Origin of the sequence: Cryobacterium sp. MDB2-A-1 (genome assembly GCF_004402675.1) — a bacterium.
Classification (GTDB): domain Bacteria; phylum Actinomycetota; class Actinomycetes; order Actinomycetales; family Microbacteriaceae; genus Cryobacterium; species Cryobacterium glucosi.
Genome location: NZ_SOFK01000010.1, coordinates 52670 through 78003 on the forward strand (window position 1 = coordinate 52670; position 25334 = coordinate 78003).

At 67.4% G+C, this 25334-nt stretch carries 25 protein-coding genes, 1 tRNA gene and 1 other RNA gene; 14 read left to right on the top strand and 13 right to left on the bottom strand.

Going from position 1 to position 25334, the window contains the following annotated elements:
* Positions 1-70 precede the first annotated feature (70 nt).
* Together kdpA and E3O39_RS01570 are read right to left on the bottom strand one after the other, a co-directional pair.
* Complete coding sequence (gene kdpA, locus E3O39_RS01565; protein ID WP_134446467.1) at positions 71-1744, bottom strand: potassium-transporting ATPase subunit KdpA; 1674 nt, start codon at positions 1742-1744, stop codon at positions 71-73.
* A complete protein-coding gene (locus E3O39_RS01570; RefSeq protein ID WP_134446468.1) occupies positions 1744-1833 on the bottom strand; it encodes a potassium-transporting ATPase subunit F in 90 nt (29 codons plus the stop codon). Before E3O39_RS01570 ends, kdpA begins: the two co-directional genes overlap by 1 nt.
* A gap of 321 nt (positions 1834-2154) precedes the next feature.
* Here E3O39_RS01570 and E3O39_RS01575 point away from each other — a divergent pair, with 321 nt between their 5' ends.
* Together E3O39_RS01575 and E3O39_RS01580 are read left to right on the top strand one after the other, a co-directional pair.
* Complete coding sequence (locus tag E3O39_RS01575) at positions 2155-3957, top strand: bifunctional 3'-5' exonuclease/DNA polymerase (protein ID WP_134446617.1); 1803 nt, start codon at positions 2155-2157, stop codon at positions 3955-3957.
* Positions 3958-4030: 73 nt separating this feature from the next.
* Entirely contained in the window at positions 4031-4900 is an 870-nt protein-coding gene (locus tag E3O39_RS01580) for a DUF1684 domain-containing protein (RefSeq protein WP_134446469.1), read from the top strand.
* A gap of 94 nt (positions 4901-4994) precedes the next feature.
* On the opposite strand, the gene E3O39_RS01585 is transcribed toward E3O39_RS01580, so the two are convergent.
* Positions 4995-5606 carry a PadR family transcriptional regulator gene (locus tag E3O39_RS01585; RefSeq protein WP_166787262.1) on the bottom strand — a complete coding sequence of 204 codons (612 nt, stop codon included), beginning with the start codon at positions 5604-5606 and terminating at the stop codon, positions 4995-4997.
* A gap of 251 nt (positions 5607-5857) precedes the next feature.
* Between E3O39_RS01585 and E3O39_RS01590 the strand changes: the two genes are divergently transcribed.
* Positions 5858-6379 (top strand): DUF3145 domain-containing protein, encoded by a 522-nt coding sequence (locus E3O39_RS01590; RefSeq protein ID WP_134446471.1) that lies wholly within the window; start codon positions 5858-5860, stop codon positions 6377-6379.
* A gap of 132 nt (positions 6380-6511) precedes the next feature.
* On the opposite strand, the gene E3O39_RS01595 is transcribed toward E3O39_RS01590, so the two are convergent.
* The 6 genes from E3O39_RS01595 to aceE all read right to left on the bottom strand — a co-directional run bounded on the left by E3O39_RS01595 (position 6512) and on the right by aceE (position 14128).
* Complete coding sequence (locus E3O39_RS01595; RefSeq protein ID WP_134446472.1) at positions 6512-7747, bottom strand: beta-ketoacyl synthase; 1236 nt, start codon at positions 7745-7747, stop codon at positions 6512-6514.
* An 88-nt stretch (positions 7748-7835) separates the two neighbouring features.
* Entirely contained in the window at positions 7836-8084 is a 249-nt protein-coding gene (locus E3O39_RS01600; RefSeq protein WP_134446473.1) for an acyl carrier protein, read from the bottom strand.
* 60 nt (positions 8085-8144) lie between these two features.
* Positions 8145-9149, bottom strand: a complete 1005-nt coding sequence (locus tag E3O39_RS01605) for a beta-ketoacyl-ACP synthase III (RefSeq protein WP_134446474.1) — start codon at positions 9147-9149, stop codon at positions 8145-8147.
* An 18-nt stretch (positions 9150-9167) separates the two neighbouring features.
* Positions 9168-10085 carry an ACP S-malonyltransferase gene (locus E3O39_RS01610; protein WP_134446475.1) on the bottom strand — a complete coding sequence of 306 codons (918 nt, stop codon included), beginning with the start codon at positions 10083-10085 and terminating at the stop codon, positions 9168-9170.
* A gap of 103 nt (positions 10086-10188) precedes the next feature.
* Positions 10189-11394, bottom strand: a complete 1206-nt coding sequence (locus E3O39_RS01615; protein ID WP_134446476.1) for a CdaR family transcriptional regulator — start codon at positions 11392-11394, stop codon at positions 10189-10191.
* A 7-nt stretch (positions 11395-11401) separates the two neighbouring features.
* Positions 11402-14128, bottom strand: a complete 2727-nt coding sequence (gene aceE, locus E3O39_RS01620) for a pyruvate dehydrogenase (acetyl-transferring), homodimeric type (RefSeq protein ID WP_134446477.1) — start codon at positions 14126-14128, stop codon at positions 11402-11404.
* Between the two features lie 244 nt (positions 14129-14372).
* Here aceE and E3O39_RS01625 point away from each other — a divergent pair, with 244 nt between their 5' ends.
* The 5 genes from E3O39_RS01625 to E3O39_RS01645 all read left to right on the top strand — a co-directional run bounded on the left by E3O39_RS01625 (position 14373) and on the right by E3O39_RS01645 (position 17108).
* Positions 14373-14840 carry a peroxiredoxin gene (locus tag E3O39_RS01625; RefSeq protein ID WP_134446478.1) on the top strand — a complete coding sequence of 156 codons (468 nt, stop codon included), beginning with the start codon at positions 14373-14375 and terminating at the stop codon, positions 14838-14840.
* A gap of 63 nt (positions 14841-14903) precedes the next feature.
* Positions 14904-14979, top strand: a tRNA-Val gene (locus tag E3O39_RS01630).
* A 232-nt stretch (positions 14980-15211) separates the two neighbouring features.
* Entirely contained in the window at positions 15212-15967 is a 756-nt protein-coding gene (locus E3O39_RS01635; RefSeq protein ID WP_241984945.1) for a GAF and ANTAR domain-containing protein, read from the top strand.
* Positions 15968-15976: 9 nt separating this feature from the next.
* Positions 15977-16690, top strand: a complete 714-nt coding sequence (locus E3O39_RS01640; protein WP_134446480.1) for a GAF and ANTAR domain-containing protein — start codon at positions 15977-15979, stop codon at positions 16688-16690.
* A gap of 79 nt (positions 16691-16769) precedes the next feature.
* Positions 16770-17108 carry a hypothetical protein gene (locus tag E3O39_RS01645; RefSeq protein WP_134446481.1) on the top strand — a complete coding sequence of 113 codons (339 nt, stop codon included), beginning with the start codon at positions 16770-16772 and terminating at the stop codon, positions 17106-17108.
* Here the strand turns inward: E3O39_RS01645 and E3O39_RS01650 are convergent.
* Positions 17102-18007, bottom strand: a complete 906-nt coding sequence (locus E3O39_RS01650; protein WP_166787263.1) for a universal stress protein — start codon at positions 18005-18007, stop codon at positions 17102-17104. The genes E3O39_RS01645 and E3O39_RS01650 overlap by 7 nt on opposite strands.
* 65 nt (positions 18008-18072) lie before the next feature.
* Between E3O39_RS01650 and E3O39_RS01655 the strand changes: the two genes are divergently transcribed.
* The 5 genes from E3O39_RS01655 (at position 18073) to rnpB (ending at position 22463) form a co-directional block, all read left to right on the top strand.
* A complete protein-coding gene (locus tag E3O39_RS01655; RefSeq protein WP_134446483.1) occupies positions 18073-18576 on the top strand; it encodes a DUF427 domain-containing protein in 504 nt (167 codons plus the stop codon).
* Positions 18577-18614: 38 nt separating this feature from the next.
* On the top strand, positions 18615-20345 hold the full coding sequence (locus E3O39_RS01660; RefSeq protein WP_134446484.1) for a cytosine permease: 1731 nt from the start codon (positions 18615-18617) through the stop codon (positions 20343-20345).
* Positions 20346-20437: 92 nt separating this feature from the next.
* Positions 20438-21259 (top strand): Nif3-like dinuclear metal center hexameric protein, encoded by an 822-nt coding sequence (locus E3O39_RS01665; RefSeq protein WP_134446485.1) that lies wholly within the window; start codon positions 20438-20440, stop codon positions 21257-21259.
* Between the two features lie 73 nt (positions 21260-21332).
* Positions 21333-22070 carry a zinc ribbon domain-containing protein gene (locus E3O39_RS01670; protein ID WP_134446486.1) on the top strand — a complete coding sequence of 246 codons (738 nt, stop codon included), beginning with the start codon at positions 21333-21335 and terminating at the stop codon, positions 22068-22070.
* 22 nt (positions 22071-22092) lie between these two features.
* Positions 22093-22463: RNase P RNA component class A (gene rnpB / locus E3O39_RS01675), an RNA gene on the top strand.
* 71 nt (positions 22464-22534) lie between these two features.
* Here the strand turns inward: rnpB and ppgK are convergent.
* Both ppgK and map read right to left on the bottom strand, forming a co-directional pair.
* On the bottom strand, positions 22535-23299 hold the full coding sequence (gene ppgK / locus E3O39_RS01680; RefSeq protein WP_134446487.1) for a polyphosphate--glucose phosphotransferase: 765 nt from the start codon (positions 23297-23299) through the stop codon (positions 22535-22537).
* A 17-nt stretch (positions 23300-23316) separates the two neighbouring features.
* Positions 23317-24183 (bottom strand): type I methionyl aminopeptidase, encoded by an 867-nt coding sequence (gene map / locus E3O39_RS01685; RefSeq protein ID WP_134446488.1) that lies wholly within the window; start codon positions 24181-24183, stop codon positions 23317-23319.
* Between the two features lie 12 nt (positions 24184-24195).
* On the opposite strand from map, the gene E3O39_RS01690 reads away from it, so the two are divergent.
* The gene (locus tag E3O39_RS01690; RefSeq protein ID WP_134446489.1) at positions 24196-24384 is read left to right on the top strand and encodes an SPOR domain-containing protein; all 189 of its coding nucleotides are present in this window, start codon (positions 24196-24198) and stop codon (positions 24382-24384) included.
* A gap of 3 nt (positions 24385-24387) precedes the next feature.
* Here the strand turns inward: E3O39_RS01690 and panB are convergent, their stop codons facing one another.
* Complete coding sequence (gene panB / locus E3O39_RS01695) at positions 24388-25260, bottom strand: 3-methyl-2-oxobutanoate hydroxymethyltransferase (protein ID WP_134446490.1); 873 nt, start codon at positions 25258-25260, stop codon at positions 24388-24390.
* Between the last annotated feature and the right edge of the window lie 74 nt (positions 25261-25334).

Below are 25334 nucleotides of genomic sequence, written 5' to 3' on the forward strand. Positions count from 1 at the left end.
GGGGAGTCCGGCGTGAGTGGTGACAAGGAGAGGAACGGGGGAGCCTGGGTGCCGGAGGCGGTGGTCATGGCTACTGCAGCCCTTCCGCGAGCGGACCCAGCGCGAGCACCGGGAAGTACGTGAGCGCCGTGATGATGACCGTCACGCCGACGAGCAGCCCGACGAACTGCATGCGGTGGGTCGGCAGGGTGCCGCGCGTCGCAGGAACGGTGTCCTGGGCGGAGAGGGCTCCGGCGAGGGCGAGCACGAGGACGATCGGCAGGAAACGGCCGAGGAGCATGGCAACGCCCAGCGCCGTGTTGAACCACGGCGTGTTGGCCGTCAGTCCCGCAAAGGCGGAACCATTGTTGTTGGCCGCGGAGGTGAAGGCGTAGAGCACTTCGGAGAGACCGTGCAGCCCGGGGTTCCAGATGGAGGTGCCCTCGACATCCGCTCGCACGGCGGGGATCGCGAAACTCAGGGCCGTTCCGGCGAGGACGAGGGTCGGGGTCACCAGGATGTAGAGGCTGGCGATCTTGATCTCGCGCGGGCCGATCTTCTTGCCGAGGTATTCGGGAGTGCGGCCGACGAGCAGGCCGGCGATGAAGACCGTGATCACGGCGAGGATGAGCATTCCGTAGAGCCCGGACCCCGTGCCGCCGGGGGCGACCTCGCCGAGCATCATGTTGAGCATCGGCATCAGGCCCCCGAGGGCCGTGAAGGAGTCGTGCATCGAGTTCACGGCACCGGTCGAGGTGAGGGTCGACGCCGTCCCGAAGATGGCGGACCCGATAATGCCGAAGCGCTGTTCCTTGCCCTCCATGGCGCCACCCGCTGCGAGTGGGGCCGTTCCGGCACCGCCGAGCTCGAAGAGGGTGAGCGCGGTGAGGGAGACCACGAAGATGGCGGCCATCGCTCCGAGAATGGCATAGCCCTGTCGTTTGTCGCCGACGATCGTGCCGAAGGTGCGGGGCAGGCTGAACGGGATCGCGAGCATGAGAACGATCTGGAACATGCTCGTCCACGCGGTCGGGTTTTCGAACGGATGCGCCGAGTTCGCGTTGAAGAATCCGCCGCCGTTCGTGCCGAACATCTTGATCGCCTCCTGCGAGGCCACCGGCCCGCCCGGTATGGACTGGGTGGCGCCCGTGATCGTGGTGACGTCCGTGAAGCCGGTGAGGTTCTGGATGACGCCGCCGGCGAGGAGGACGAGCGCGGCGAGAATCGCCACAGGGAGCAGCAGGCGCAGTACCCCGCGGGTCAGGTCGACCCAGAAATTGCCGATCGTGCCGGTCCGGCGCTGAGCGAAACCGCGCACCAGGGCGATCGCAACGGCGATGCCGACCGCGGCGGATACGAAGTTCTGCACGGCGAGGCCGAGCATCTGCACCGAATAGCCCATGGTCACGTCGGGTGAATAGGACTGCCAGTTCGTGTTGGTCACGAATGAGACGGCCGTGTTGAACGACAGGCCCGACGGGATGGCCGGAAAGCCCAGGGAATAGGGCAGTACCGCCTGGGCTCGCTGAATGACGTAGACGAAAAGCACGCCGATGAGGGAAAAGGCGAGCACGCTGCGCAGGTAGGACTGCCAGGTCTGCTGCGACCGGGGATTGACCCCGACCAGGCGATAGAAGCCGCGCTCGACCCGGTTGTCACGCGGCGACTGGTAGAACGCCGCCATGTAGTCGCCCAGGGGGCGATAGATGAGGGCGAGGACAAGCGCAAGGGTGAGCGCCTGGAGAACGGCGAACCAGAGGTCCATCAGAACCTTTCCGGCTTCACGAGCGCGAGCACGAGGTAGGCCAGGGCCGCGACGGCGAGGAGGGCGCCGAGCAGGTCGAAGACGATCACAGTTTCTCGACTCCCTTGGCCACGAGGCCGATCAGGGCGAACACGGCGATCACGCCGAGAACGTAGACGATGTCAAGCACGAGGTCGGGCACAGGAGAACTCCATCCACACGGTGACCGCGCCGGTGCAGGCGCGGGTATCCCGGGGTCGGAACCGGGGTACTCCACAGGATTACGCCGGATTCGGGGCGGAGAATGGGGTCCTCACGGTATCCATACGGCGCACCGGCGGAACCTAACGGTTTCTCTGCGCTGGTGCGCGCTCCCGTGCAATGTGCGCGGTCGCTCGTCGCAGCGAGGGTCGTCGGTGCGCGCTGGCAGAATGGAAGGCGTGTACATACTGGTCGGTCGAAGGGGGAACGGGGAGTTCCTCGTCGAGGTGCTGAACGCCGGGGGTGTGACTCTCGGTGCCGCCCGCCCGGTGTCGGCGGACGACTTCCCCGGGTATGTGCTCCAGGAGGAACCCGGGTCGCCGCGCTGGCTCTGGGAGGACACCGCGAGCATCTACCCGGTCCTGCTCGAGGCCGGCGTCCGCGTCGAACGTGCCCACGACCTGCGGCTCTGCCACGCGATCCTGCGCCACTCCGTCCTCACCGCCGCGAGCGACCTCGCAACGGCGGCACCGAGCCGGTGGGATGCCGCCCTCGCCATCGTCGCGGAGACCCGCGATCCCGGAGCCACGCTTTTCGAACTGCTCGGAGAGGACATCGATCCCGCCGGAGAAGCGGACGCGGGCTTCACGGACGCCGGTGCCGAGTTCCGGCGCCAGCTCACGGCCGTCGCCGAGAGCGAGGAGCCGGGGCGGCTGCGCCTGCTGCTCGCCGCGGAGTCCGCCGGCGCGCTCATCGCCGCCGAGATGCGCTTCGCCGGACTGCCCTGGCGCACCGACGTGCACGACGAGCTGCTGACCAGGGTCCTCGGTCCGAGGGTCGGCCCCGGGATCCGGCCGGCGCTCCTCGAAAAACTGGTCGGACGCATCCGCCTGGCACTCGGAGACCCCCTCGTCAACCCGGACTCCCCGCCCGAGCTCACCCGCGCCCTGCGCCGGGCCGGACTCGCCGTGACCTCGACCCGGGCCTGGGAACTCAAGGAGCTCGACCATCCCGTGATCGAGCCCCTGCTCGAGTACAAGAAGCTCGCCCGGCTGCTGAGCGCCAACGGCTGGTACTGGATGGACACCTGGATCGTCGACGGTCGCTTCCACCCGGAGTACCTGCCGGGCGGCGTCGTGACCGGCCGGTGGGCGACCCGGGGCGGGGGAGCCCTGCAACTGCCCAAGCAGGTGCGCGGTGCTGTTGTCGCGGACTCGGGCTGGAAGCTCGTCGTCGCGGATGCCGCCCAGCTGGAACCGCGCATCCTCGCGGCGCTCTCGAGCGACACGGCCATGGCGGATGCCGGCCGTGGCACGGACCTCTACGCCGGCATCGTCGCGAGCGGCGTCGTCGAGACCCGCGCCCACGCCAAGGTGGCCATGCTCGGCGCGATGTACGGTGCGACGACGGGGGAGAGCGGGCGGTTGCTGCCCCGGCTCGCGCGGGCGTATCCGCGGGCACTCGCGTTGACCGAGACAGCCGCGCGCGCAGGCGAGCGCGGCGACCAGGTCACGACCAGGCTGGGCCGGTCCTCGCCGCCTCCCGGAGAAGAATGGTATGCCGCGCAGTCTCTGGCTTCGTCGGAGGGAGCCGGCGATGCCGATGAGCGGAGGGCGCGCACCCAGGCCAGGGACTGGGGTCGTTTCACGCGCAACTTCGTGGTGCAGGGGAGTGCGGCCGAGTGGGCGTTGTGCTGGATGGCGGAAATCCGGCGGGAACTCCGGAGACTGGCGTCGGACGTCGGCGCAGATGCCGGATCCGGGTTGGAGCCCCGGTCTCCTTCCCGGGCTCCTTCCGGGTCTTCTTCCGGGTCCCGTTCCGGTCGGGGCGGTGTCGTGTTCGCCGATATCCCGCACCTGGTGTTCTTCCTCCACGACGAGGTCATCGTGCATACCCCGGAGCATCTGGCGGCCAGGGTCGCGACCATTATCGAAGATGCCGCGGCCACGGCGGGGAGGCACCTGTTCGGCACCTTCCCTGTCGATTTCCTGCTGACCGTCGCCACCGTCGACAACTACGGCGACGCGAAATAGCGCCCGCCGCGGCAATAAACCCGGGCCCGTGACCGTTGCACTGAAGACACTCACACGACGGGATGGCGCAGGCATGACACAGCAGGTAGAGCAGGGCAGCACAGACCAGGACCGGACGGACGCCGCACTCGCACAGCTCGCCGAATTCCGGGACGCACGCTCCCGCGCGGTCGTCGGCCCGCGCGGCAACCTCGCCCTCGTGAACACCCAGTGGATCACCGGTGACCCCGCGGTCGGCCAGCCGGTCTGGGGCGTCCCCGGGCTCTGGGCGCCGCTCCCCGCTGGGGTGTCCGGGCTCGCGCTGACAGCGGCAGCGAGCGAGGGGATCACCGTCGACGGTGACGTGGTCGACGGATCGGTGCTCGTGGCCGGACTCGACGCGATGCAGCCCTCGAGCATCCGCTTCAGCGACACGCTCACGGGAACGGTGATCGCCGGCGAAGACGGCGGGTATGCCCTCCGGGTCTGGGACGCCGCCTCCGAGGGAATCCGCGATTTCGGCCGGATCGATGCATTCCGCTACGATCCGGACTGGGTGGTCGAGGCGACGTTCACGCCGATCCCCGGGCGGGGTGAGGTCAGCATCGCACACCTGCAGGATGAGGGACGGACCCGCCAGCGCGCCCTGCCCGGCGAGATCACCTTCACCAGGGATGGCATCGACTACAACCTCGTTGCCTTCGAGGACGGGCCGAGCCTGCTCCTCGTGTTCGCCGACGCGACCAACGGGGTCAGCACCTACAGCGTCGGCCGATTCCTGCGCGTCTCACCGGAGGGCGACGGAACGATTCGCCTCGACTTCAACCGGGCCTACCTGCCGCCGTGCGCCTTCAGCTACAACTTTAACTGCCCGATCGCACCTGCCCAGAACCGACTCACCATCCCGATCGAGGCCGGCGAGCGCATGGTCCTGGCCACGGACGGCACGCCGCTGCACGACTGAACCGATCGTCTCGACTTTCGGCGAAGTCGTCCACGGGCTGCATCGTCCACGGGCTGCGTCTCATACTTCTTCCGGACTGGACGCCGTGATCGAGCTATGCTGCCACCGCCGGCCGCCGGCCGCGCCGTGGCTTCTGAAGATTGAGACCGTGCCCGAACTCGCCTGGGGCGGCGGCCAGCGTGCGCTCCGTGCTCTCGAGCCAGGCCAGTGCCGCGGTCGCGAGGGCATGCCGCGCCCCCGCGCCGAGCAGGTCCTGCCCGGCGCCCGGCCGGAGCTCCCCGCCGTGCGCCCCGGCGACGGTGGAGTCGCTTCCTGCGCCGGGACCGGAGTCCGCAAGGTCGGACTCCCAGTGCGTGCGATAGCGGGCGATGATGCCGAGAACGTCCGTATCAGGGAGTGACGACGCGAGCAGCACCCGGTCGACGAGGTCGTTCCACTCCTCGCCGACGGCGCTCTCCGTCGCGGTCAGCCAGGCAGATGCTTCGCTCAATCCGGACGAGGTCGCCCGGTATAGGGGGAGTCCGTCGTCAGTGGTCCCTGCCGATTCCACGACTCCCTGTTTCACGAGTCGCTCGAGAGTGCCGTAGACCTGGCCGGCGTTCACGTTCCGGCGACCGGCCGTACGGGAACTGAGTTCAGCGTGAAGCTGGAATCCGTATGCCGGACCGATCGACAGGATCACAAGCAGACAACTGCGTACCGACACCGGGCCTCCGAAGCGAGAGATAGCTATACCGAGTATAGCGAACCGGTCCACGGGAAAACGCGCGGGAACCGGTTGAACTGGTGGGATCAAATAACCCGATCTTCCTTGAATACCCACAGGCGGCTGAGGCATAATCCAAGGAGACGGCAGCAATTCCGTCGTAGCGACAAGTTCACACTCGCTTGCATCGTATTGAATCCGCAGTTCTGAGGTCGTTGGGGAAGACGCACCTCACAGAACGGAGAAAATCGATGACAGCAATACCTGCGCGCCGGCCACCAACTGCGCGAGGGGTGCTTTTGGTGCATTCGTCGCCACGGGCACTCAGCCCGCATGTGGAGTGGGCGGTCGGTCGCGCCCTCGGCGAGGCCGTCAACTTCGACTGGTCCGATCAGCCGGTGCTCACGGGTTCCCAGCGCGCCGAATACCACTGGGAGGGCGCACCAGGGACCGGCGCGTGCCTCGCATCCGCGCTGCTCGGATGGGACCACTTGCGCTTCGAAGTGACCGAGGACGCCGGGTTCGGCGTCGATGGCGGGCGGTGGCTGCACACGCCGGAGCTCGGCATTTTCTTCGCCCAGACCGACACCGTCGGGAACATCGTGATCCCGGAAGACCGGATTCGCTACGCCATGGAATCCGCCGGCGCGAACGCCGTCGAACTGCATCGCGAACTGCGCCTCGCCCTCGGGCAGGCCTGGGACGACGAACTCGAACCCTTCAGGCACGCGAGCGACTTCAATTCCGTGGTCTGGCTGCACAAGGTCGGCTGACAGTCCTGATTCGCACAAGGCCGGGGAAAGAGACACCTGGCGGAAACGAGAAAAGGCGGAAACGAGAACAGGCCCGACCCCGGGGGGTCGAGCCTGTTACTGATAGACGTCCGAAGGGACCGAGCTTGTCGACTAGACCGAGCGGAAGGCCACGACGGCGTTGTGGCCGCCGAATCCGAACGAGTTGCTGATCGCGAGCAGGTTGCCGCCGGGCAGGGTGCGCGGTGAGGTCACGACGTCGAGCGGAATGGCCGGGTCCTGCTCGACGAGGTTGATCGTCGGCGGGGCGGTCCGCGTCGAGAGCGCCATCACGGTGAAGAACGCCTCGATCGCACCTGCACCACCGAGCAGGTGCCCGGTGGATGCCTTCGTCGCGGAAACGGGGATGCCCTCGAGCAGGTCGCCGAACACGCGACGGAGTGCGTTGTACTCAGCGATGTCCCCGACTGGCGTGCTTGTCGCATGCGCATTGATGTGGGCGACATCACTGAGATCGGCACCCGCGTTGCGGATGGCGGTGACCATGGCCCGGGCGGCCGCCGATCCCTCGGGGTCGGGAGCCGTGATGTGGTACGCGTCACTCGTGACGGCACCGCCGAGCAGTTCGGCGTAGATGTGCGCACCGCGGGCCTTGGCGTGTTCTTCGGTTTCGACGACGAGTGCTGCTGCACCCTCGCCGAGCACGAAGCCGTCGCGTGACACGTCGTACGGGCGTGAGGCATGGGCCGGGTCGTCGTTCCGCTTGGACAACGCCTGCATCGCCGCGAACGACGCGATCGGCAGTGGGTGGATCGCGGCTTCCGAGCCACCGGCGATGACGACGTCCGCGCGGCCGGCCTGCAGCCGGTCATAGGCGTTGACGAGGGACTCGGTGCTCGACGCGCAGGCGGAGACGACGGTCGTGATACCGGCGCGGGCGTGCAGGTCCATGCCGATTGCCGCGGCGGGACCGTTCGGCATCAGCATCGGGACGGTCATCGGCAGCACGCGGCGTGGGCCGCGTTCGCGCAGGGTGTCCCAGGCGTCGAGGAGGGTCCACACGCCGCCGATGCCGGTGGCCCAGTCGACGGCGAGCCGGTCGGCTTCGACCTCGGGAGATCCGGCATCCGCCCAGGCCTCGCGGCCGGCGATCAGCGCGAACTGGCTCGAGGGGTCGAGACGCTTGATCTCGTGCCTGGCGAGGACCTCGCTGGCGGGGACCCGCGCCTGCGCGGCGAAGGTGATCGGCAGCTGGGTGCGTGCGACCCATTCCTGCTCGAGGGTGGTGGCGCCGGACTCGCCGCTCAACAGCGCAGCCCAGGTCTCGGCGGCAGTGCCTCCGAGAGGGGAGGTCGCACCGATTCCGGTGATAACGATCTTCTTGGTCATATGCAACTCTCCGTGGTACATCAAAACGGCGGGCGGAGCCCACAGCCCAGGCCGGTCGGCGATGCCGGCCGGCCTGGGCTCGTTAGTTTTAGTCCTGGGCCTTGACGATGAAGTCGACGGCGTCGCCGACGGTCTTAAGGTTCTTGACCTCTTCGTCGGGGATCTTCACGTCGAACTTCTCTTCTGCGTTGACGACAATGGTCATCATCGAGATGGAATCGATGTCGAGGTCGTCGGTGAACGACTTACCCATCTCAACCGTGTCAGCCGCAATGCCGGTCTCATCATTGATGAGCTCAGCGAGGCCGGACAGTACTTCTTCGGTGGACAATGCCATTTTTTTCTCCTTGGGGTGTCTCGTATGACCGAGATTCAGTTTAGAGGCGGTACGGGAAAACTACGGGAGCACGACGACCTGCGCGCCGAACACCAGTCCGGCTCCGAAGCCGATCTGCAGGGCGAGACCGCCACTGAGCTCAGGGTGTTCGGCAAGCAGGGTGTGCGTGGCGATCGGGATCGACGCCGACGAGGTGTTCCCCGTTGTGGCGATATCGCGCGCGATGACGACGGACTCGGGGAGCTTGAGCAGCTTCGCGAACTCGTCGATGATGCGCATGTTGGCCTGGTGCGGGATGAAGGCCGCGAGGTCGGCACTGGTCACGCCGGCGGCCTCGAGGGCCTGCTTGGCGACCTTGGCCATGTCCCAGACCGCCCAGCGGAAGACTGTCTGGCCCTCCTGGCGGAGCGTGGGCCACTCGGATTCACCGCGGTGGTATTCCTGCAGGGTGTGATTCATCTGGATCGCGCCGGCCTTGGAACCGTCGGACCCCCAGACGGTGCTCGAGATACCGGGGTAGTCGCTCGGACCGATCACGACGGCGCCTGCGCCGTCGCCGAGGAGGAACGAGATGCTGCGGTCGGTCGGGTCAACGAGGTCGGAGAGCTTTTCGGCCCCGACGACGAGCGCGTAGTGAGCGACACCGGTGCGGATGAGGGCGTCGGCCTGGGCCACGGCATATGCGTAACCGGCACAGGCGGCGTTGATGTCGTAGGCAGCGGCCGGGTTGGCGCCGACCTTGTCGGCGAGGACGGCGGCCATCGACGGGGTCTGGCGGCCGTTGCTGATGGTGGCGACGATGACGGCGTCGATCAGGGTCGGGTCGATGCCGGACTTCTCGATGGCCTCGGTGGCGGCAACGACGGCGAGGTCGACGGCCTGGACGTCCTTGCTGGCCCTGACGCGGCTGATGATGCCGGTACGCTGCTGGATCCACTCGTCGGACGAGTCGATCGGACCGACCAGGTCGTCGTTGGGAACGGTCAGGTCACCGCGGGCGGCACCGACCGACAGGATGCGCGTGAACGCGGGGCCGTGCGACTGCTGGAGTGTGGGCTTGGTCATGGTCTCTTTCCGTCGGGCTTACTGCTGGTCGATCAGTGCAAACGCGGCGGGCAAATCGTCCGGGGTCTTGATCGCGACGCTGGGTACGCCTTTGAGTGCACGCTTCGCAAGGCCGACGAGGGCGCCGGCTGGCGCGATCTCGATGATTCCGGTGACGCCGGCGGCCTCGAAAGACTGCATGCACATGTCCCACCGTACCGGCGAGGAGACCTGGTCGACGAGATATCCGACGAACCGCGCGCCGTCGGCGACCTGGCTGCCGTCCCGGTTCGTCCAGATCGGCAGGGTCGGGTTCGAGGGGGTGAGACGCGCGGCGACCGCGGCGAGCGAGGCGACGGCAGGCTGCATATACCGGGTGTGGAATGCACCGGCGACCTGAAGGGGGATGACACGCGAACGGGCAGGCGGAGCGGCGGAGAGACGGGCGAGTGCGTCGATCGCACCGGCTACGACGACCTGGCCGCCGCCGTTGAAGTTGGCCGGTTCGAGGCCGAGTTCGGTGAGGAGCGTGAGAAGTTCGGCTTCGTCGCCGCCGAGCACGGCGCTCATCCCGGACGGTTCGAGGGCTGCGGCCTCTGCCATCGCCGCGCCGCGTTCGCGCACGAACCCGAGGGCATCGGCGTCGTTCAGGATGCCGGCCCCGGCTGCGGCGGTGATCTCGCCGACTGAGTGCCCCGCGATCCCCGCGATGCGGTCGCGGCGACCGCCGGCGAAGAGCGCCCGCATGGTGAGGATTCCGGACGCAACGATCAGTGGCTGGGCGACGGCCGTGTCACGGATGGTGTCGGCGTCACTGACCGTGCCATGGGTGACAAGGTCGAGTCCGCTCGCGGCGGACATCGCGTCGAGTCCGGCGGCGAAGGCGGGGTCTTCAAGCCAGGGAACGAGGAAACCAGGGGTTTGCGAGCCCTGTCCGGGACAGACGACAACAATCATTCCCCTAGTCTCCCAAGCTCAATTCGCCGCGGAGTGTCGATGATCGACCAAGTATCCGGAAAACGTTTGTGTCTTCCCGCAGAAACAGGTCAAACGAGGGGTGTCAGCGTCGGCGGGTGGAGCCGTCGTGGTCGCTGATCGAGCCGAGGATGAGCGCGGACTGCAGGATGAGCGCCTCACGGGCGCCCGTCGCGTCGTAGCCGATGACCTCGGAGACGCGCTTCAGGCGGTAGCGCACGGTGTTGGGGTGAACAAAGAGTTCCCTGGCCGTCGCTTCGAGCGAGCGGCCGTTGTCGAGGTAGCACCACAGCGTCGTGAGCAGTTCGGTCGAGTGCGCCTGGAGCGGCCGGTAGATGCGGTGGATGAGGGTGGCGCGGGCGAGCGGGTCGCCTGCGAGCGCACGCTCCGGGAGCAGGTCGTCCGCCTGGACAGGGCGCGGCGCGTTCCGCCACGACCTGGCTACGGCGAAACCGGCCAGGGCCGCCTTCGCGCTCTTGGAGGCGTCGACGAGGTTGGGCACTTCGTGTCCGAGCACGAGGTGCCCGGCACCGAAGCTCGGTTCCAGTTGCACCGCGATCTCCATGAACGTCAGGGCGGATGCCGTCCCGACGGTGTCCTCGGAGTCCGCTGAGGCGGGGTGCGCGCGACCGATCACGAGAACAAGCCGGTTTCCCTGCACCCCGATCAGCACGTCGGCGGCCATGTGCCGCGCGGAGCGGCGCAGCTGGTCGACATCGAGCATCTTCGGGGTGGTGCCGACGAGCACGCAGACCTCGCCGTGGCCGTGCCAGCCGAGTGCGGCGATCCGGCTCGGCAGTTCGTCGTCGTACTCGCCGCTGAGGATCGAGTCGACCACGAGGGCCTCGAGCCGCACGTCCCAGAGCCCGCGTGCCTCGGCGGCGCGCGCGTAGACATCCGCAGCTCCGAAGGCGATCTCGCGGGAGTAGAGCAGGATCGCCTCGCGGAGGATCTCGCCGCCGTCCTTGACGCGTTCCTCGACGACCTCGACGGAGACCCGGATGAGCTGGAGGGTCTGCTGCAGGCTCACCGAGCGCAACAGCTCCCGCGGGGCGGCACCGAAGACGTCGGCCGCGATCCACGGAGTGGATTTCGGGTCGTCGAACCACGCGATGAAGGACGTGATGCCCGCCTGGGCCACCAGCCCGACCGAGGACCGCCGTCCTGGCGGCATATCGCCGTACCAGGGCAGCGTGTCCTCGAGTCGTTTCAGGGTCGCCGTGGACAGCTCCCCTGAGATGGTGCGCAACCAGGCGAGCGTCTGCTCCTTCGTCTTCGGTGCCGGGGCCACGGTCGGGTTAGCTCTCGCCCCCGGCGGAGCCCGTTGTGCCCGCGGTCACGTCGTGCAGCTGGTACTTCTCGATGGCCTGGCCGACGACCGCCCTGTCGATCTCGCCGCGACGGGCGAGCATCTCGAGGGTGCGAACGACCATGGACGGTCCGTCGATCTTGAAGAACCGACGGGCGGCAGGGCGGGTGTCCGAGAAGCCGAAGCCGTCCGCGCCGAGGGTGGCGAAATCACCGGGGATGAACTGGCGGATCTGGTCGGGCACGGCGTGCATGAAGTCGCTGACCGCGATGAACGGGCCGGCGGCTCCGGCGAGCTTCTTCGTGACGTACGGCACCTGCGGGCCCTGGTCGGGGTTGAGGAAGTTGTGCTCCTCCGCCCGCATGCCGTCGCGGCGCAGTTCGGCCCAGGACGTGACGGACCAGACATCGGCCGAGACTCCCCAGTCGGAGGCGAGCAGGGCCTGCGCCTCGAGCGCCCACGGCACGGCGACACCGGAGGCCAGGAGCTGCGCCTTCGGTCCGGTGACCTGCGAGTGGTTGATCCGGTGGATGCCGTGCACGATGCCGTCGACGTCGACCTCGTCGGGCTCGGCCGGCTGCACGGCCGGCTCGTTGTACACGGTGATGTAGTACATGACGTTCGGGTCGTCGTGCAGGCCGCCGTACATCCGCTCGAGACCGGAACGCACGATGTGCGCGATCTCGTACCCGTACGCCGGGTCGTAGGACACGACGGCAGGGTTGGTGGATGCGAGGAGCGGCGAGTGGCCGTCGGCGTGCTGCAGTCCCTCACCGGTCAGGGTCGTGCGACCCGCGGTGGCTCCGATCATGAAGCCGCGGGCCATCTGGTCGCCGGCGGCCCACATGGCGTCGCCGGTGCGCTGGAATCCGAACATCGAGTAGAACACGTAGATCGGGATGAGCGGCTCACCCTGGGTGGCGTAGGTGGTCCCGACGTTCGTGAACGCGGCCATCGCGCCGGCCTCGTTGATGCCGACGTGCAGGATCTGGCCCTGCGGGCTCTCCTTGTACGCGAGCAGCTGGGCGTGGTCGACGGACGTGTACTGCTGGCCGTTCGGGTTGTAGATCTTGGCGTTCGGGAAGAACGCGTCGATTCCGAAGGTGCGGGCCTCGTCGGGGATGATCGGGACGATGCGGTTTCCGAAGTCCTTGGCGCGCAGGAGCTCCTTGAGCAGACGGACGAACGCCATCGTCGTGGCGATCTCCTGCGTGCCGGAGCCTTTCAGGGTCGGCGCGTACGTCGAGTCCTGCGGGAGGTTGACCTGGGTGTACTTGCTCCGGCGTTCCGGCACGTAGCCGCCGAGGGCGCGGCGGCGTTCGTGCAGGTACTGGATCGCCTCGTCGTTCTCGTCCGGACGGTAGTACGGCGGGAGGTAGGGGTTCTCCTCGAGCTGGGCATCCGTGATCGGCATGTGGGTGCTGTCACGGAAGGTCTTCAGGTTCTCGAGGGTGAACTTCTTCATCTGGTGGGTCGCGTTGCGGCCCTCGAAGCTCGGGCCGAGGGCGTAGCCCTTGACGGTCTTCGCGAGGATGACGGTCGGCTGGCCCTTGTGCTCCGACGCGGCCTTGAACGCTGCGTAGACCTTGCGGTAGTCGTGGCCGCCACGCTTGAGGTTCCAGATCTCGTCGTCGGTGTAGCCCTCGACGAGCTTCAGGGCGCGCGGGTCGCGGCCGAAGAAGTTCTCGCGCACGTATGCGCCGCTCTCGGCCTTGTACGTCTGGTAGTCGCCGTCGGGGGTGACGTTCATCAGGTTGAGCAGGGCGCCGTCGACGTCGCGGGACAGGAGGTCGTCCCACTCGCGGCCCCAGACGACCTTGATGACGTTCCAGCCGGCACCGCGGAAGAAGCTCTCGAGCTCCTGGATGATCTTTCCGTTTCCGCGGACGGGTCCATCGAGGCGCTGCAGGTTGCAGTTGATGATGAAGTTGAGGTTGTCGAGACCCTCGTTCGCGGCGACCTGGAGCTGGCCGCGGCTTTCGACCTCGTCCATCTCACCGTCGCCGAGGAACGCCCAGACCTGCTGGTCGCTGGCGTCCTTGATTCCGCGGTTGGTGAGGTACCGGTTGGTCTGCGCCTGGTAGATGGCGTTGATCGGACCGAGGCCCATCGACACCGTCGGGAACTGCCAGAACTCCGGCATCAGGCGCGGGTGCGGGTAGGACGACAGTCCCTGCGGCGCGTGCGACTTCTCCTGGCGGAAGCCGTCGAGCTGGTTCGCGGTCAGGCGGCCCTCGAGGAATGCCCGGGCGTAGGTGCCGGGGGAGGCGTGGCCCTGGATGAAGATCTGGTCTCCGCCACCCGGGTGGTCCTGGCCGCGGAAGAAGTGGTTGAAGCCGACCTCATAGAGGGCGGCGGATGAGGCGTATGTCGAGATGTGTCCGCCGACGGAGATCCCGGGTCGCTGTGCGCGGTGCACGAGCACGGCTGCGTTCCAGCGGATCCAGGCGCGGTAGCGGCGCTCGATGTCTTCATCGCCGGGGAAGTCCGGCTCGTTGCCGGCCGCGATCGTGTTGATGTAGTCGGTGGTGGGCACCATGGGGACGCCCAGGTGCAGTTCCTTGGATCGTTTGAGCAGGCTCAGCATGATCTCGCGGCCGCGTTCGTGTCCCTGGGCGGCCACGAGTGCGTCCAGAGATTCGGACCACTCTTTCGTCTCTTCCGGATCCGCATCCGTGCTGTTCACCGAGTATGGGTCCTGGTCGTTGACAGTCACAGTCGACCTCTCTCTATCGGGCAGGTCGTGTGATACGCGACCGTGCCTGGTTAGGCGTGCCGCAAAGCGGTCCCTGTGGACCGCTGGCACCACGCCAGCCTACAGATTCCAGCTGTGTGCCGCGCACGCGCGGCCGGTACGCGACGAACGCTGTCAGCGAAAGAATTGTCTAGGTTTCCCCCATCCCCGGGGCTAGGCTGTTCCGGCGCTTGCCACTGGTGGCTGACGCAGGAAAGGACGCACTATGGCTCTGGAGAATGACACCCAGGCACCCGACTTCGAATTGGTCAACCAGTACGGCGAGCACATCCAGCTCAGCCAGTATCGCGGTGACAAGTCGGTGGCATTGGTCTTCTTCCCTCTCGCGTTCTCGGGAATCTGCAGTGGCGAGTTGTGCACCCTGCGCGACAACCTGAGCCTGTTCGAGAACAGTGGTGTTGAACTCCTGGGTATTTCGGTGGATTCCCGGCACGCGCTGCGCGCCTGGGGAGAGCAGGAGAACTACGGATTCAACCTCCTCGCCGACTTCTGGCCGCATGGAGCCGTCGCCAAGGAATACGGCGTCTTCCTCGAGGAGAAGGGTTTCTCGAACCGCGCAACCTTCCTGATCGACCCGGACGGCATCATCCGTGCGAGCTTCATCACGGCTCCCGGCGAGGCGCGTTCGCTCGACGCATACCGTGCCGCGATCGGCGAACTCCAGCCCGCGTGACCCGATCGCCGCTCCCACCGGTATAGTGGTGTCGGTTCAACCCCGGCGGAAGTCGATACGCAGGGGCCTTTAGCTCAGTTGGTAGAGCGCCACGTTTACACCGTGGATGTCATCGGTTCGAGCCCGGTAGGGCCCACCAGTAGGTCAGCACCTCGGGGTGTCCGAGAGTGATTCCCCGGTTGACCGGGATCTGGTCTCGCGGGTTAGGCTTGGGGTAATTCGGTGAGTCCTGCCGGGACTCCCGTGTGAACCGGTCGCTCCTCCGGGAGCCGAAAGGTCGTGTGTGCCAGTGGCTCTCCTGTGGAGTGATCTGCGAGTGGATGTCCCGGTCGGCCGCAACAGGCATGCCCCCGGGGCACAGGACCCGGCCCGTGTCCCCCGTTAGCCGTGCGGCATTCGATACTGCCGCCCGGGAACTCGAAGCCTGGGACGACTCCGGCACGGAGCTCTGCGCCCCGTTCCTGAGAGTGCTCCCCATCGATGGAGCAGCGATCTCCACCCTCGGCGCGCCCTTCGGGACCGAGACGATCAGCGCGAGCGACGCGTTCGCCGCCCGGATCGACGAACTGCAATTCGATCTCGGCGAGGGACCGTGCTGGCGGGCGCTCGCGACCCGGCGCCCGGTCCTCTCGCCGGACATCCGCCTCGAGCAGAATCCGGCCTGGCCGATGTTCCGCGCGGCACTCGACGACGCGGAGGTCGGGGGACTGTTCGCCTTCCCTCTCGTCATCGGAACGCTCGAGATCGGCGCCGTCGACCTCTACTCGTCCGTTGCCGGCCCGTTGCCGCCGGAGGCTGTCGCCGACGCAACGGAACTCGCGGATATCGTCGCCCGGGTCGTGCTGCGCCGGGCGCTTCGAGACCACGTCTCCGTGGAACAGGATCCGGAGCGACTGGATGCCGACGGACCGAACCCTGCCGCCCCGACGCAACCGGAAGCCGAGGGATTCTCGCGCCGCGTGATCCACCAGGCCACGGGGATGATCCTTGCCCAGCTGAATCTCTCCGCCACGGATGCATTGCTGCTCCTCCGTGGTTACGCTTTCTCAAACGGACGATCGGTGCGGTCCGTCGCACACGATGTGGTCGCCCGGAAAATTGATTTCTCCACGGTTATCGCACCTTAGGATTACAACATGGTCACACAATCCCGGGAGGGTCAGCTCGTCGAGACGTTCGTCACGCTGGCCGACACGCTCGTCGTCGGCTACGACGTCGTCGACCTCCTGCAGACTCTCGTCGAGCGGTGCGCGCTCCTCTTCGGAGCGTCCGCGGTGGGTATCATCCTCTCGGCCGGTCACGGAGACTTCGAGGTCGTGGCCTCCACCAACGAGCGCACCCGGCTGGTCGAAATCCTCCAGCTGCGAGCGGGCGCCGGTCCCTGCGTCGAGTGCGTGACGACCGGTGCCGCTGTCGCCATTCCCGACCTCGACGTCGTCGCCCCGAAATGGCCCCTCTTCCGTGCGGGTGCACTCGAACAGGGATTCCTCTCGATGCACGCCGTTCCCCTGCACCTGCGGGCGACGACCATCGGCTCACTCAATCTCTTCTGGGACCGTCTCGGCGGCCTTGGCGCCGAGGACCTGCGCACCGTTCAGGCCCTCGCGGACACGGCGACGATCGGAATCCTGCAGGAACGCGCGATCCGCGAGAGCGACATCGCTCGCGCACAGCTCCAGCACGCGCTCAACAGCCGCGTCGTGATCGAACAGGCCAAGGGCGTCATCGCGTTCATGCACGACGTCGACATGAGCGAGGCGTTCACGATGCTCCGTGACTACGCCAGGAGCCACAACAGGCCGCTCGCCGAAGTATCCGCGGCCGTCGTCGATCGCACCCTTCGCCTCTGAACCGGTTCTGCATATACTGGGGTTGCGCCCCGGACCCTGGCTGCACATGGACAGTTCACTGAGCCAGTGAGGGAAGACGATGAAGCGCATATTCCACGCAGGGGGATCCGTCGTAACCGGGAGTGACCTTGCCGATGCTGTCATGCAGTATGCCGAGAGACTGAGTACCCGAGGCCAGGTCGAAGTTGTCGACATTCCCGTCATCGGCGACAGCGGCCAGGTCGGGAGGGCCCAGTTCCTGATCGGCGCGGCGAGCCAGTTGACGAGCGTCACGTCCCCGACCGGTTTCCGCGAACTCGTCGATACCGACATCACCGCGGGCCTGCGCAGGAAGGCGCTCGCTCCGATGGCGGTGCCCCAGGGTGCTTGGACCGGCGACGGTCTCGATGCTCCCCAGTTCGACGAATTCGACTACTGAGGACGTCCCGTCTGACCGCCTGACGACGTCCCGTCGATTCGGCGCGGAATGACCACGATCGGGCAGGGCAGGTTGAGCAGCACGTCGTGGCTCACCGAGCCCAGGATGAGGCTCCCGACCGAGCCGCGTCCGTGCGTGCCGACCACGAGCAGTTCAGCCTCGGCGGACGCATCGACGAGTACAGGGGCGGCCGGCCCGGTGTCGAGGATCTCGACGACGTCGAGTCCTGGACGGGCGTCCCGCACCCGTTGGGCCGTGATCGCGAGCGCTTCGGCATTGGCTTCGCGGAGCGCTTCGAACGGCACCGTCGCGCCGAGGTCGATCGCAACCGTCATCGGAATCGACCAGGAGTGCACGATCCGGAGTCCGCGCCCGAGCCTGACCGCTTCGTCGGCAGCCCAGTCGAGGGCTTCCGTGCCGGCGGGGTCGTCGTCGAACCCGACGACGACAGGGCCGATCCGCGGTCGCCACGTCGCCGGAACGACGACGACCGGGCAGTGCGCGTGCGCCGCGAGGCGGAGGGGGAGCGTCCCGTAGACGGCGCCGGTCAGGAGCCCGGTCTTGTTCGAGCCGATCACCATCAGGTCCGCAGAAGCGGATGCCCTGACGAGCTCGTCGACGGGGACACCGTGTCGGATGTAGCTCGTCCTGCGGCACCCCGGAGCCCGGCGTTCCACTTCATGGGTCGCCGCGGCCAGCGCGCGTTCGTAGGCAGGCTGGAAGCTGAGGGCGACGTCGTGCGGCGACCAACCCAGCTCGACGACGGTCGTGAGTTCGAGCTCGATCGGTTGTGCGTCCGATTCGGCGGACGAGCGGCCGACCGCTCGGGTGATCGCCCAATCCAGGGCTGCAGCACTGGCCGGCCCGCCGTCAATCGCAACGATCACGTTCTCCGTCATGCCCGCAGTGTACGCCCGGGGTGCACTGCCAGCCCGCCGCCGGACCGCCGGGCTACTATGGCCCGATGACATCCGCACACAGGGACAGGGTCGTCCCCGGTCCCGGCCAGGAATCGGTGTGGGACTACCCGCGCCCGCCCAGGGTCGAGCCCGTCTCCGAGGAAGTGGTGATCCGCTTCGGTGGGCTCGAGATCGCGCGCACCGAAAACGCGGTCCGCGTGCTCGAGACGAGCCACCCGCCGGCGTATTACCTTCCCCGCGATGCCTTCCGCCCCGGTTCTCTCGTGCCGGCGGACGGCCGATCGGTGTGCGAATACAAGGGAACCGCGTCATACCTGACCGTCGTGTCCGGCACTGCTCGTGCCGTCGGCGCTGCCTGGACCTACCCTGAGCCCGAGCCTGGGTTCGAATCGCTCGCGGGCCGGATCGCACTGTATCCGGGGCGGATGGATCTTTGCACTGTCGACGGTGAAGTCGTCCACGCGCAGGCCGGATCCTTCTATGGCGGTTGGATCACCTCGCGGGTCGTCGGGCCGTTCAAGGGGGAGCCGGGCACCCTCGGCTGGTAGACCTGCCGCGATTTCGGGCATCTGGCTACACTCGGGGCATGTCCGACAGGTACCCGAGGGGGCAGGACGGCCCCGTTCCGCCCGAACCCGCCTCCCCGGCTGACGACGACGCGCTCACGGTGGAGTCACCGGCCGTGATCGAACTGGGCATCACGCCACTGGACGGGAGCGCGCCGAGGACGGCCGCGACCGAGATCGTCGGCTTCGGAGTCGACGACGACCTGCCCGACGACGCCGACGACGTACCGACGGGGGTGGCCGCGCCCGTGGCGAGTCCACGGGTCAGCGACGACGAAATCGTCCTCGTCGATGCCGCTCTCGCCGAGGAGCCGCGGCTCGCGATCGAGCGTTACGCACAGGCTCCGACCCCGGTGGTGAACCGGGTCGGACGCGGAAGCCGGGTCTTCCGTCTCTGGTTCGCGGTCATGGCATCCGTCGTCAGCGTCGCGGTCGGTGCGCGCCTCGCCTACCTCGGACTCAGCATCCGCCAGGTCGTACTCGTCACCGTGCTCGGCATCGTGCTCTCCCTGATCCCGCTCGGCCTGGGAACCCTGGCCGGTCGGCGCAACGGGCAGTCGATGGTCATGCTGTCGCGGGCAACGTTCGGCGTGATCGGAAACGTCGTTCCCACCGTGTTCGCCCTGCTTGTCCGGATGGCCTGGGGCGCACTGCTCCTCGCCATCCTGGGCCGGGCCGTGACCGCAGCAACGAGGCCGCCGACGCTGGCAGGTGGAACCAGGGACGGGTCCGTTCCGGTCCCCGCGCTGGCGGTCCTGATCGTGGCGACCGTGGTCGCGCTCTTCGGCTATGCGCTCATCCGCTCCGTTCAGGCCGTGCTCGCCGTCGCAGGTGCCGCCCTGGTGATCGCGGTGATGGTGCTCTCGGCCGGACTCGTCGACGTGGGCTCGGCGCTCACTGTTCCGGATGGAAGCGGTTTCACGGTGTTCGGCGGGGTCACCCTCGTGTTCGCCTACCTGGGACTCGCCTGGGCGTCGAGCGGCGCAGACCTTGCACGCTATCAGGGCAGGTCCGGTTCCGGATCGAATGCGGTTCTCTGGCTCCTCGCGGGGGTCGGGGTACCTGCCCTCGTCCTCGCCTCCTGGGGGGCACTGCTCGTCTCGTCCCAGGGCCAGCGGGGAGCAGACCTCGCCGTCGACCCGGTCGGAACGCTCGCCGCGCTCCTGCCCGCCGGTCTCGAATGGCCGTTGCTTCTGCTCGGAACGGTCACCGTGCTCTCCGCACTGATCCTGACGTTGTACTCGGGCGGCCTGGCGGCCGCGGCGCTGTCCTCCGGGCTCCCTCGGGCCGCGGGAGTCGCTCTCACGGCGATGGGCGCGGCACTGCTCCTCCTGCCGTCCGGTGGGTTGGGTGTCCGGGCGGCGTTCCTCACCGTGCCACTGACCCTCGCGATCCCGGTCGCGGCCTGGTCGGGGCTGTTCTCCGCCGAGACGTTCGTGCGCGCCAATCGGTACGACACCCGCAGCCTCCTGAAGCGCGGTGGAGCGTATGCGGACGTGCGCTGGGTCAATCTGGCCGCCTTCGTCGTCTTCAGCGTGGTCGGCTGGGGGCTTCTCGTCCCGGGGGAGGGCTGGTCGGCCTGGCAGGGATACCTCTTTGAACCACTCGGCATCGACCCCGGCGGGGAATTCGCGGCGACGAACCCCGGCGTCCTGATCGTCTTCGCCCTGGGCCTCGCGACACCCCTCCTCGCGGGCATTCCGGCGATCCGCAGGCAGGAGAACGCCAGGACCCCGGCGTCCGCGGGGTGAGTCCACGGGTCGCCGGGTGGGTGTCGTGAGACCGGCGCCTGCGAGTCGGCGCCCTGAGAATGGCCGGCGTAGCGCACGGGTAGGCTGACGGGGTGTCCTATTCGCTCGCAGAGATCACCCGGACCGTCCACGAGCTCTGGCCGTTGTCGGGTGCGGAGACGTGGGATGCACCCGGACTCGTGAGCGGCGACCCGTCGAACCGGGTCGATTCCGTCCTCCTCGCGGTCGACGCCGTCTCCGCCACCGTCCATGAGGCGATCGAGGTCGGTGCCGACCTCCTTCTCGTCCACCATCCGCTCCTTCTTCGCGGAGTCACGTCCATCGCAGAGGACCGGTACAAGGGTGCCCTCCTGGCCAGGTTGATCCGGTCGGACTGCGCACTCCTCGCCGCGCACACGAACGCGGATGTCGTCGTCGACGGTGTCTCCGACGTCCTCGCGTCGCGACTCGGACTCGTGGACGCCCAGCCGATCACCGCGGGAACCGTGCCAGGGACCGGTATCGGGCGGGTCGGGCTGCTCGGGACTCCGACCACACTCGGCCAGCTCGCCCGGCGCCTCGCGACGATCCTGCCCGCGACAGCCTCCGGGATCCGCGTCTCGGGGGAGTACACCGCACCGGTTCGCTCTGTCGCGCTCTGCGGTGGAGCGGGGGACTCCCTGCTCAGGGTTCCGGCAGTGCTGGCCGCGGATGTCTACATCACCGCCGACCTCCGTCATCACCCGGCCTCCGAGGCGAGGGAACAGGCGCTGCTCGACGGAAACACACCGGCGCTGATCGACGTGTCACACTGGGCGAGCGAGTGGTTGTGGCTCGACACCGCCGCCGACGCGTTGCGGAACGCTTTTCCGGGACTACGGGTGGACGTGAGCGATCTGCGCACGGACCCGTGGGACTTCGTCATCGTGCAGTAACCTGCACAACCCCACCGACAGTATCCGGCCACCGGGCCGGTCGAACTCAATACCCGTGAAGGTCAGGACTCAAGTGAAGGCATCCCCCATCGAGCAGAAGGAACTGCTCCGGCTCCAGGCTCTCGACATCAGGCTCCAGCAGGTCGACCACCAGACCAGGGCGCTCGCCCAGCACGCCGAACTCACCGCACTCGCCGGAACCGCGGACAAGACCCGGATGAACCTCACGACTCTCCACGGAGAAGTCGAGGACGTTCGTCTCGAACTGAACCGGATCGAGTCCGACGTCGAGGTCGTCGAGAAGCGCATCAAGCGCGACGACGAACGCCTGCAGACGACGAGTTCGGTCAAGGACGTCCAGGCGCTCGACACCGAACTCGCCGCACTCCGCAAACGGCTGCTCGCCCTCGAAGAGATCGAGATCGCCGTGATGGAGCGCCTCGAGGAACGTGAATCCGCTGTTGCGGTCGTCGAAGCGGAACGGGACGCGCTGGCCGCCCGAGTCGAGGAGACCGAGACCTCACGCGACGCCGACCTCGCCACCCTGCACCGCCAGCTCGAGGAACTCCGCCGCGACCGGGCCGTGATCGCAGGGACGATCGCGCCGGATCTCGCGAGCCTCTACGAGAAGCTCTTCGTGAGCGGCCACGGGAACGCTGCCGCGCTGTTGCGCCAGCGCACCTGCAGCGGATGCACCATCACCCTCACCGGAAGCGACCTCGAGTCCGTGCGGTCGTCTGCGGCCGACGAGGTGCTGTTCTGCCCGGATTGTGGTGCGATCCTTGTGCGCACGGAGGAGTCCGGAATCTGATCCTGTAGTCTGGGAGGAAGAATGGGTCGGCAAGACGGCCGCGTCAGCCGGTTCCCTTCGGGGGAGCGGCTGCCGAGGAACGTCCGGGCTCCACAGAGCAGGGCGGTGGGTAACACCCACCCGGGGTAACCCGCGAGACAGTGCCACAGAAAGTAGACCGCCACCGTTTTTCGGTGGTAAGGGTGAAACGGTGGTGTAAGAGACCACCAGAGGCCAGGGTGACCTGGTCGGCTCGGTAAACCTCGTCCGGAGCAAGGTCACACAGGAAACGTTAAGGCGGCTCGCCGAGTTTCCGGGTAGACCGCTAGAGGGCTGCGGCAACGTAGTCCCGAGATAGATGGCCGTCCCCGGTGAAAACCGGGACAGAACCCGGCGTACCAGCCGGCCCATTCCCCTTTTCCCCGTTGGGGCCGCTTCCCCCACGGGGTGCCGTCACCCGACCACGGGACGAGACCGGTCCTGGTCTAGTCCAGGTCTTTCACGGCGAGGGCCGCAGCCCCGAGAATGCCGGCGTTGTTCTTGTGCACGGCCGGGACGATCGGCGTGTGCAGCGCGAGCAGGGGCAGGAAATCGTCGTGGTGCTTGGAGACGCCGCCGCCGACGACGAACAGGTCGGGGGAGAAGAGCGCCTCGAGCGTGGAGTAGTACTTCTGCAGGCGTGCCGCCCAGGCCGACCAGGAGAGATTCTCCCGTTCCCGCGCGGAGTACGAGGCGCGGGTCTCGTAGTCGACTCCGTCGATCTGCAGGTGACCGAGTTCGGTGTTGGGAACGAGCACCCCGTCGTTCAGGAGCGCCGTGCCGATGCCGGTGCCGAGGGTGGTCAGGATCACCACGCCCTCCACCCCCTGCGCGGCACCGAACTGGGATTCGGCGTACCCCGCGGCATCCGCGTCGTTCACGAACGTGATGGGTGCGCCGAGGCTCCTTGCGAACAGGGCCGCGGCCTCGAGGCCGATCCATTTCTTGGACACGTTGGCGGCCGACATCGTCCGTCCGTGCCTGACGATCGCGGGGAAGCAGATGCCGACGGGGACATCCGTCACGCCAGCAATGGCACTGACCCTTTCGAGGATGACGCGGGTCGTCTCGACGATGTCGGCAGGGCGCCCGCCCTTGGGCGTGGGGAGCTTGACGCGGTCGGTCAGCAGCGCGCCCGTCGCAAGATCGACGAGTGCCCCCTTGATGCCGGTCCCGCCGATGTCGATGCCGATGGCCGTCTGAGAACTCATAGTAGAAAACCTACCGTCTAGGGGAGGGTCAAGACCTCTGCGCCGCGTTCGGTCACGACAAGGGTGTGCTCGAACTGGGCGGTGATGCTCTTGTCCCTGGTCGTCACGGTCCAGTCATCCGCCCACATGTCCCAGTCCGTGCCGCCGAGTGTGAGCATCGGCTCGATCGTGAAGACCATGCCGACCTCCATCACGGTGTCGTACTGCGGGGCAGAGTCGTAGTGGGGGACGATCAGGCCGGAGTGGAAGGCCTCGCCGACCCCGTGGCCGGTGAAGTCCCGAACGACGCCGTAGCCGAACCGCTTGGCGTATGACTCGATGGTCCGGCCGATCACGTTGACCTGACGCCCGGGGGCGACGGCCTTGATACCGCGGGCGAGGGCCTCCTTCGTGCGTTCGACGAGGAGCGTCACCGCTTCGCTCGCCTCCCCGACGATGAACGTGACGTTGGTGTCCCCGTGGACGCCGTTCTTGAAGGCGGTGATGTCGATGTTGACGATGTCTCCGTCTTCGAGGACCGTCGTGTCGGGGATGCCGTGGCAGATGACCTCGTTGACCGAGCTGCACAGCGACTTGGGATAGCCCCGGTAGCCGAGCGTGGAGGGGTACGCGTCATGCTCGATCAGGAATTGGTGTCCGATCCGGTCGAGTTCTTCCGTGGTCACGCCCGGGCGGATGCCCCGGCCGACGGCTTCGATCGCCTCCGCGGCGATCCGGCCGGCCTCACGGATCAGTTCAATCTTCGCGGCGGGGTAGACGTCGGAACCGGTGAATCGCGCCGGTGCGGCGTGGCCGACGTATTCCGGACGGGGGATCCTGGCGGGGACGGGACGGATGGGGGATACCGGGCCTGGCAAGAGGTGACCGGCGGAATCCTTAGGCATAGGATCTAGCTTATGGCCGAAGATACTGAGCACCAGTTCTGGTACAACCTGCGCACGGGCGCCGTCGAGGAGGGAATGGTCTCTCTCGCCGTCGATCGGGTCGGGCCGTTCGCCACCCGCGACGAGGCAGCCCACGCACTGGAGAAGCTCCGCGCGAACAGCGCGAAATGGTCGGCGGAGGACGCTGCGGAGGACCGCTGACAGCTATTCGTAGCTGTGTTCCGGCCCGGGGTACACGCCGCTCTCGACGTCTGACTTGAACTGGTGCACGGCATCCGTGAGGACGCTGCGCACGTTGGCGTACTGCCGCACGAAACGCGGCACGCGGCCCTCGGTCATGCCGGCGAAGTCTGTCCAGACCAGTAGCTGGCCGTCGACGTCTGGTCCTGCCCCGACACCGATCGTCGGGATCTCGAGCTTGCTGGTGACCTCCGCGGCCACGGTCGCCGGAACCATCTCGAGGACGACGGCGAACGCGCCGGCGTCCTGCACGGCGAGGGCGTCTTCGAGGAGTTTCTCCGCGGCGTCGCCGCGGCCCTGAATGATGTGGCCGCCGAGACCGTGTTCGCTCTGCGGTGTGAAACCGATGTGGGCCATCACGGGGATACCGCTCGTCACGATTCTCTTGATCTGCTTGTGGCTGCGCACCCCGCCCTCGAGCTTGACCGCGTGGGCCTGTGCTTCCTTCATGAACCGCACCGCGGTGTGGAGGGCCTCCGTCTGGCCGGTCTCGTAGGAGCCGAAGGGCATGTCAGCGACGACAAGGGCGCGGGTGACGGCGCGGGCGACTGCACGGGTGAGCGGGATCAGCTCGTCGACGGTGACGGGAAGAGTGGTCTCGTAGCCGAAGACATTGTTCCCCGCCGAGTCTCCGACCAGGAGGAAATCGATCCCGGCCTGGTCGAAAATCTGCGCCGTGAGCATGTCGTAGCTGGTCAGGCCGGTAATCGGGATTCCATGCTGTTTCGCGTTCGAGAAATGGCGGGTCCGCACCCGCTTGGGTCCTGCGGGGGCGGGAACGAAGGGATTCAGGTCATTGACGGAACGGGGAGCATCTGACGCGGTCGACTCTGGCATGCCTCCAGTGTAGCCAGCGGCCGATTCCGCCCGCCGGGGCCGTTTTCGCACGCGAGGTCACGACAGCCAGTAAC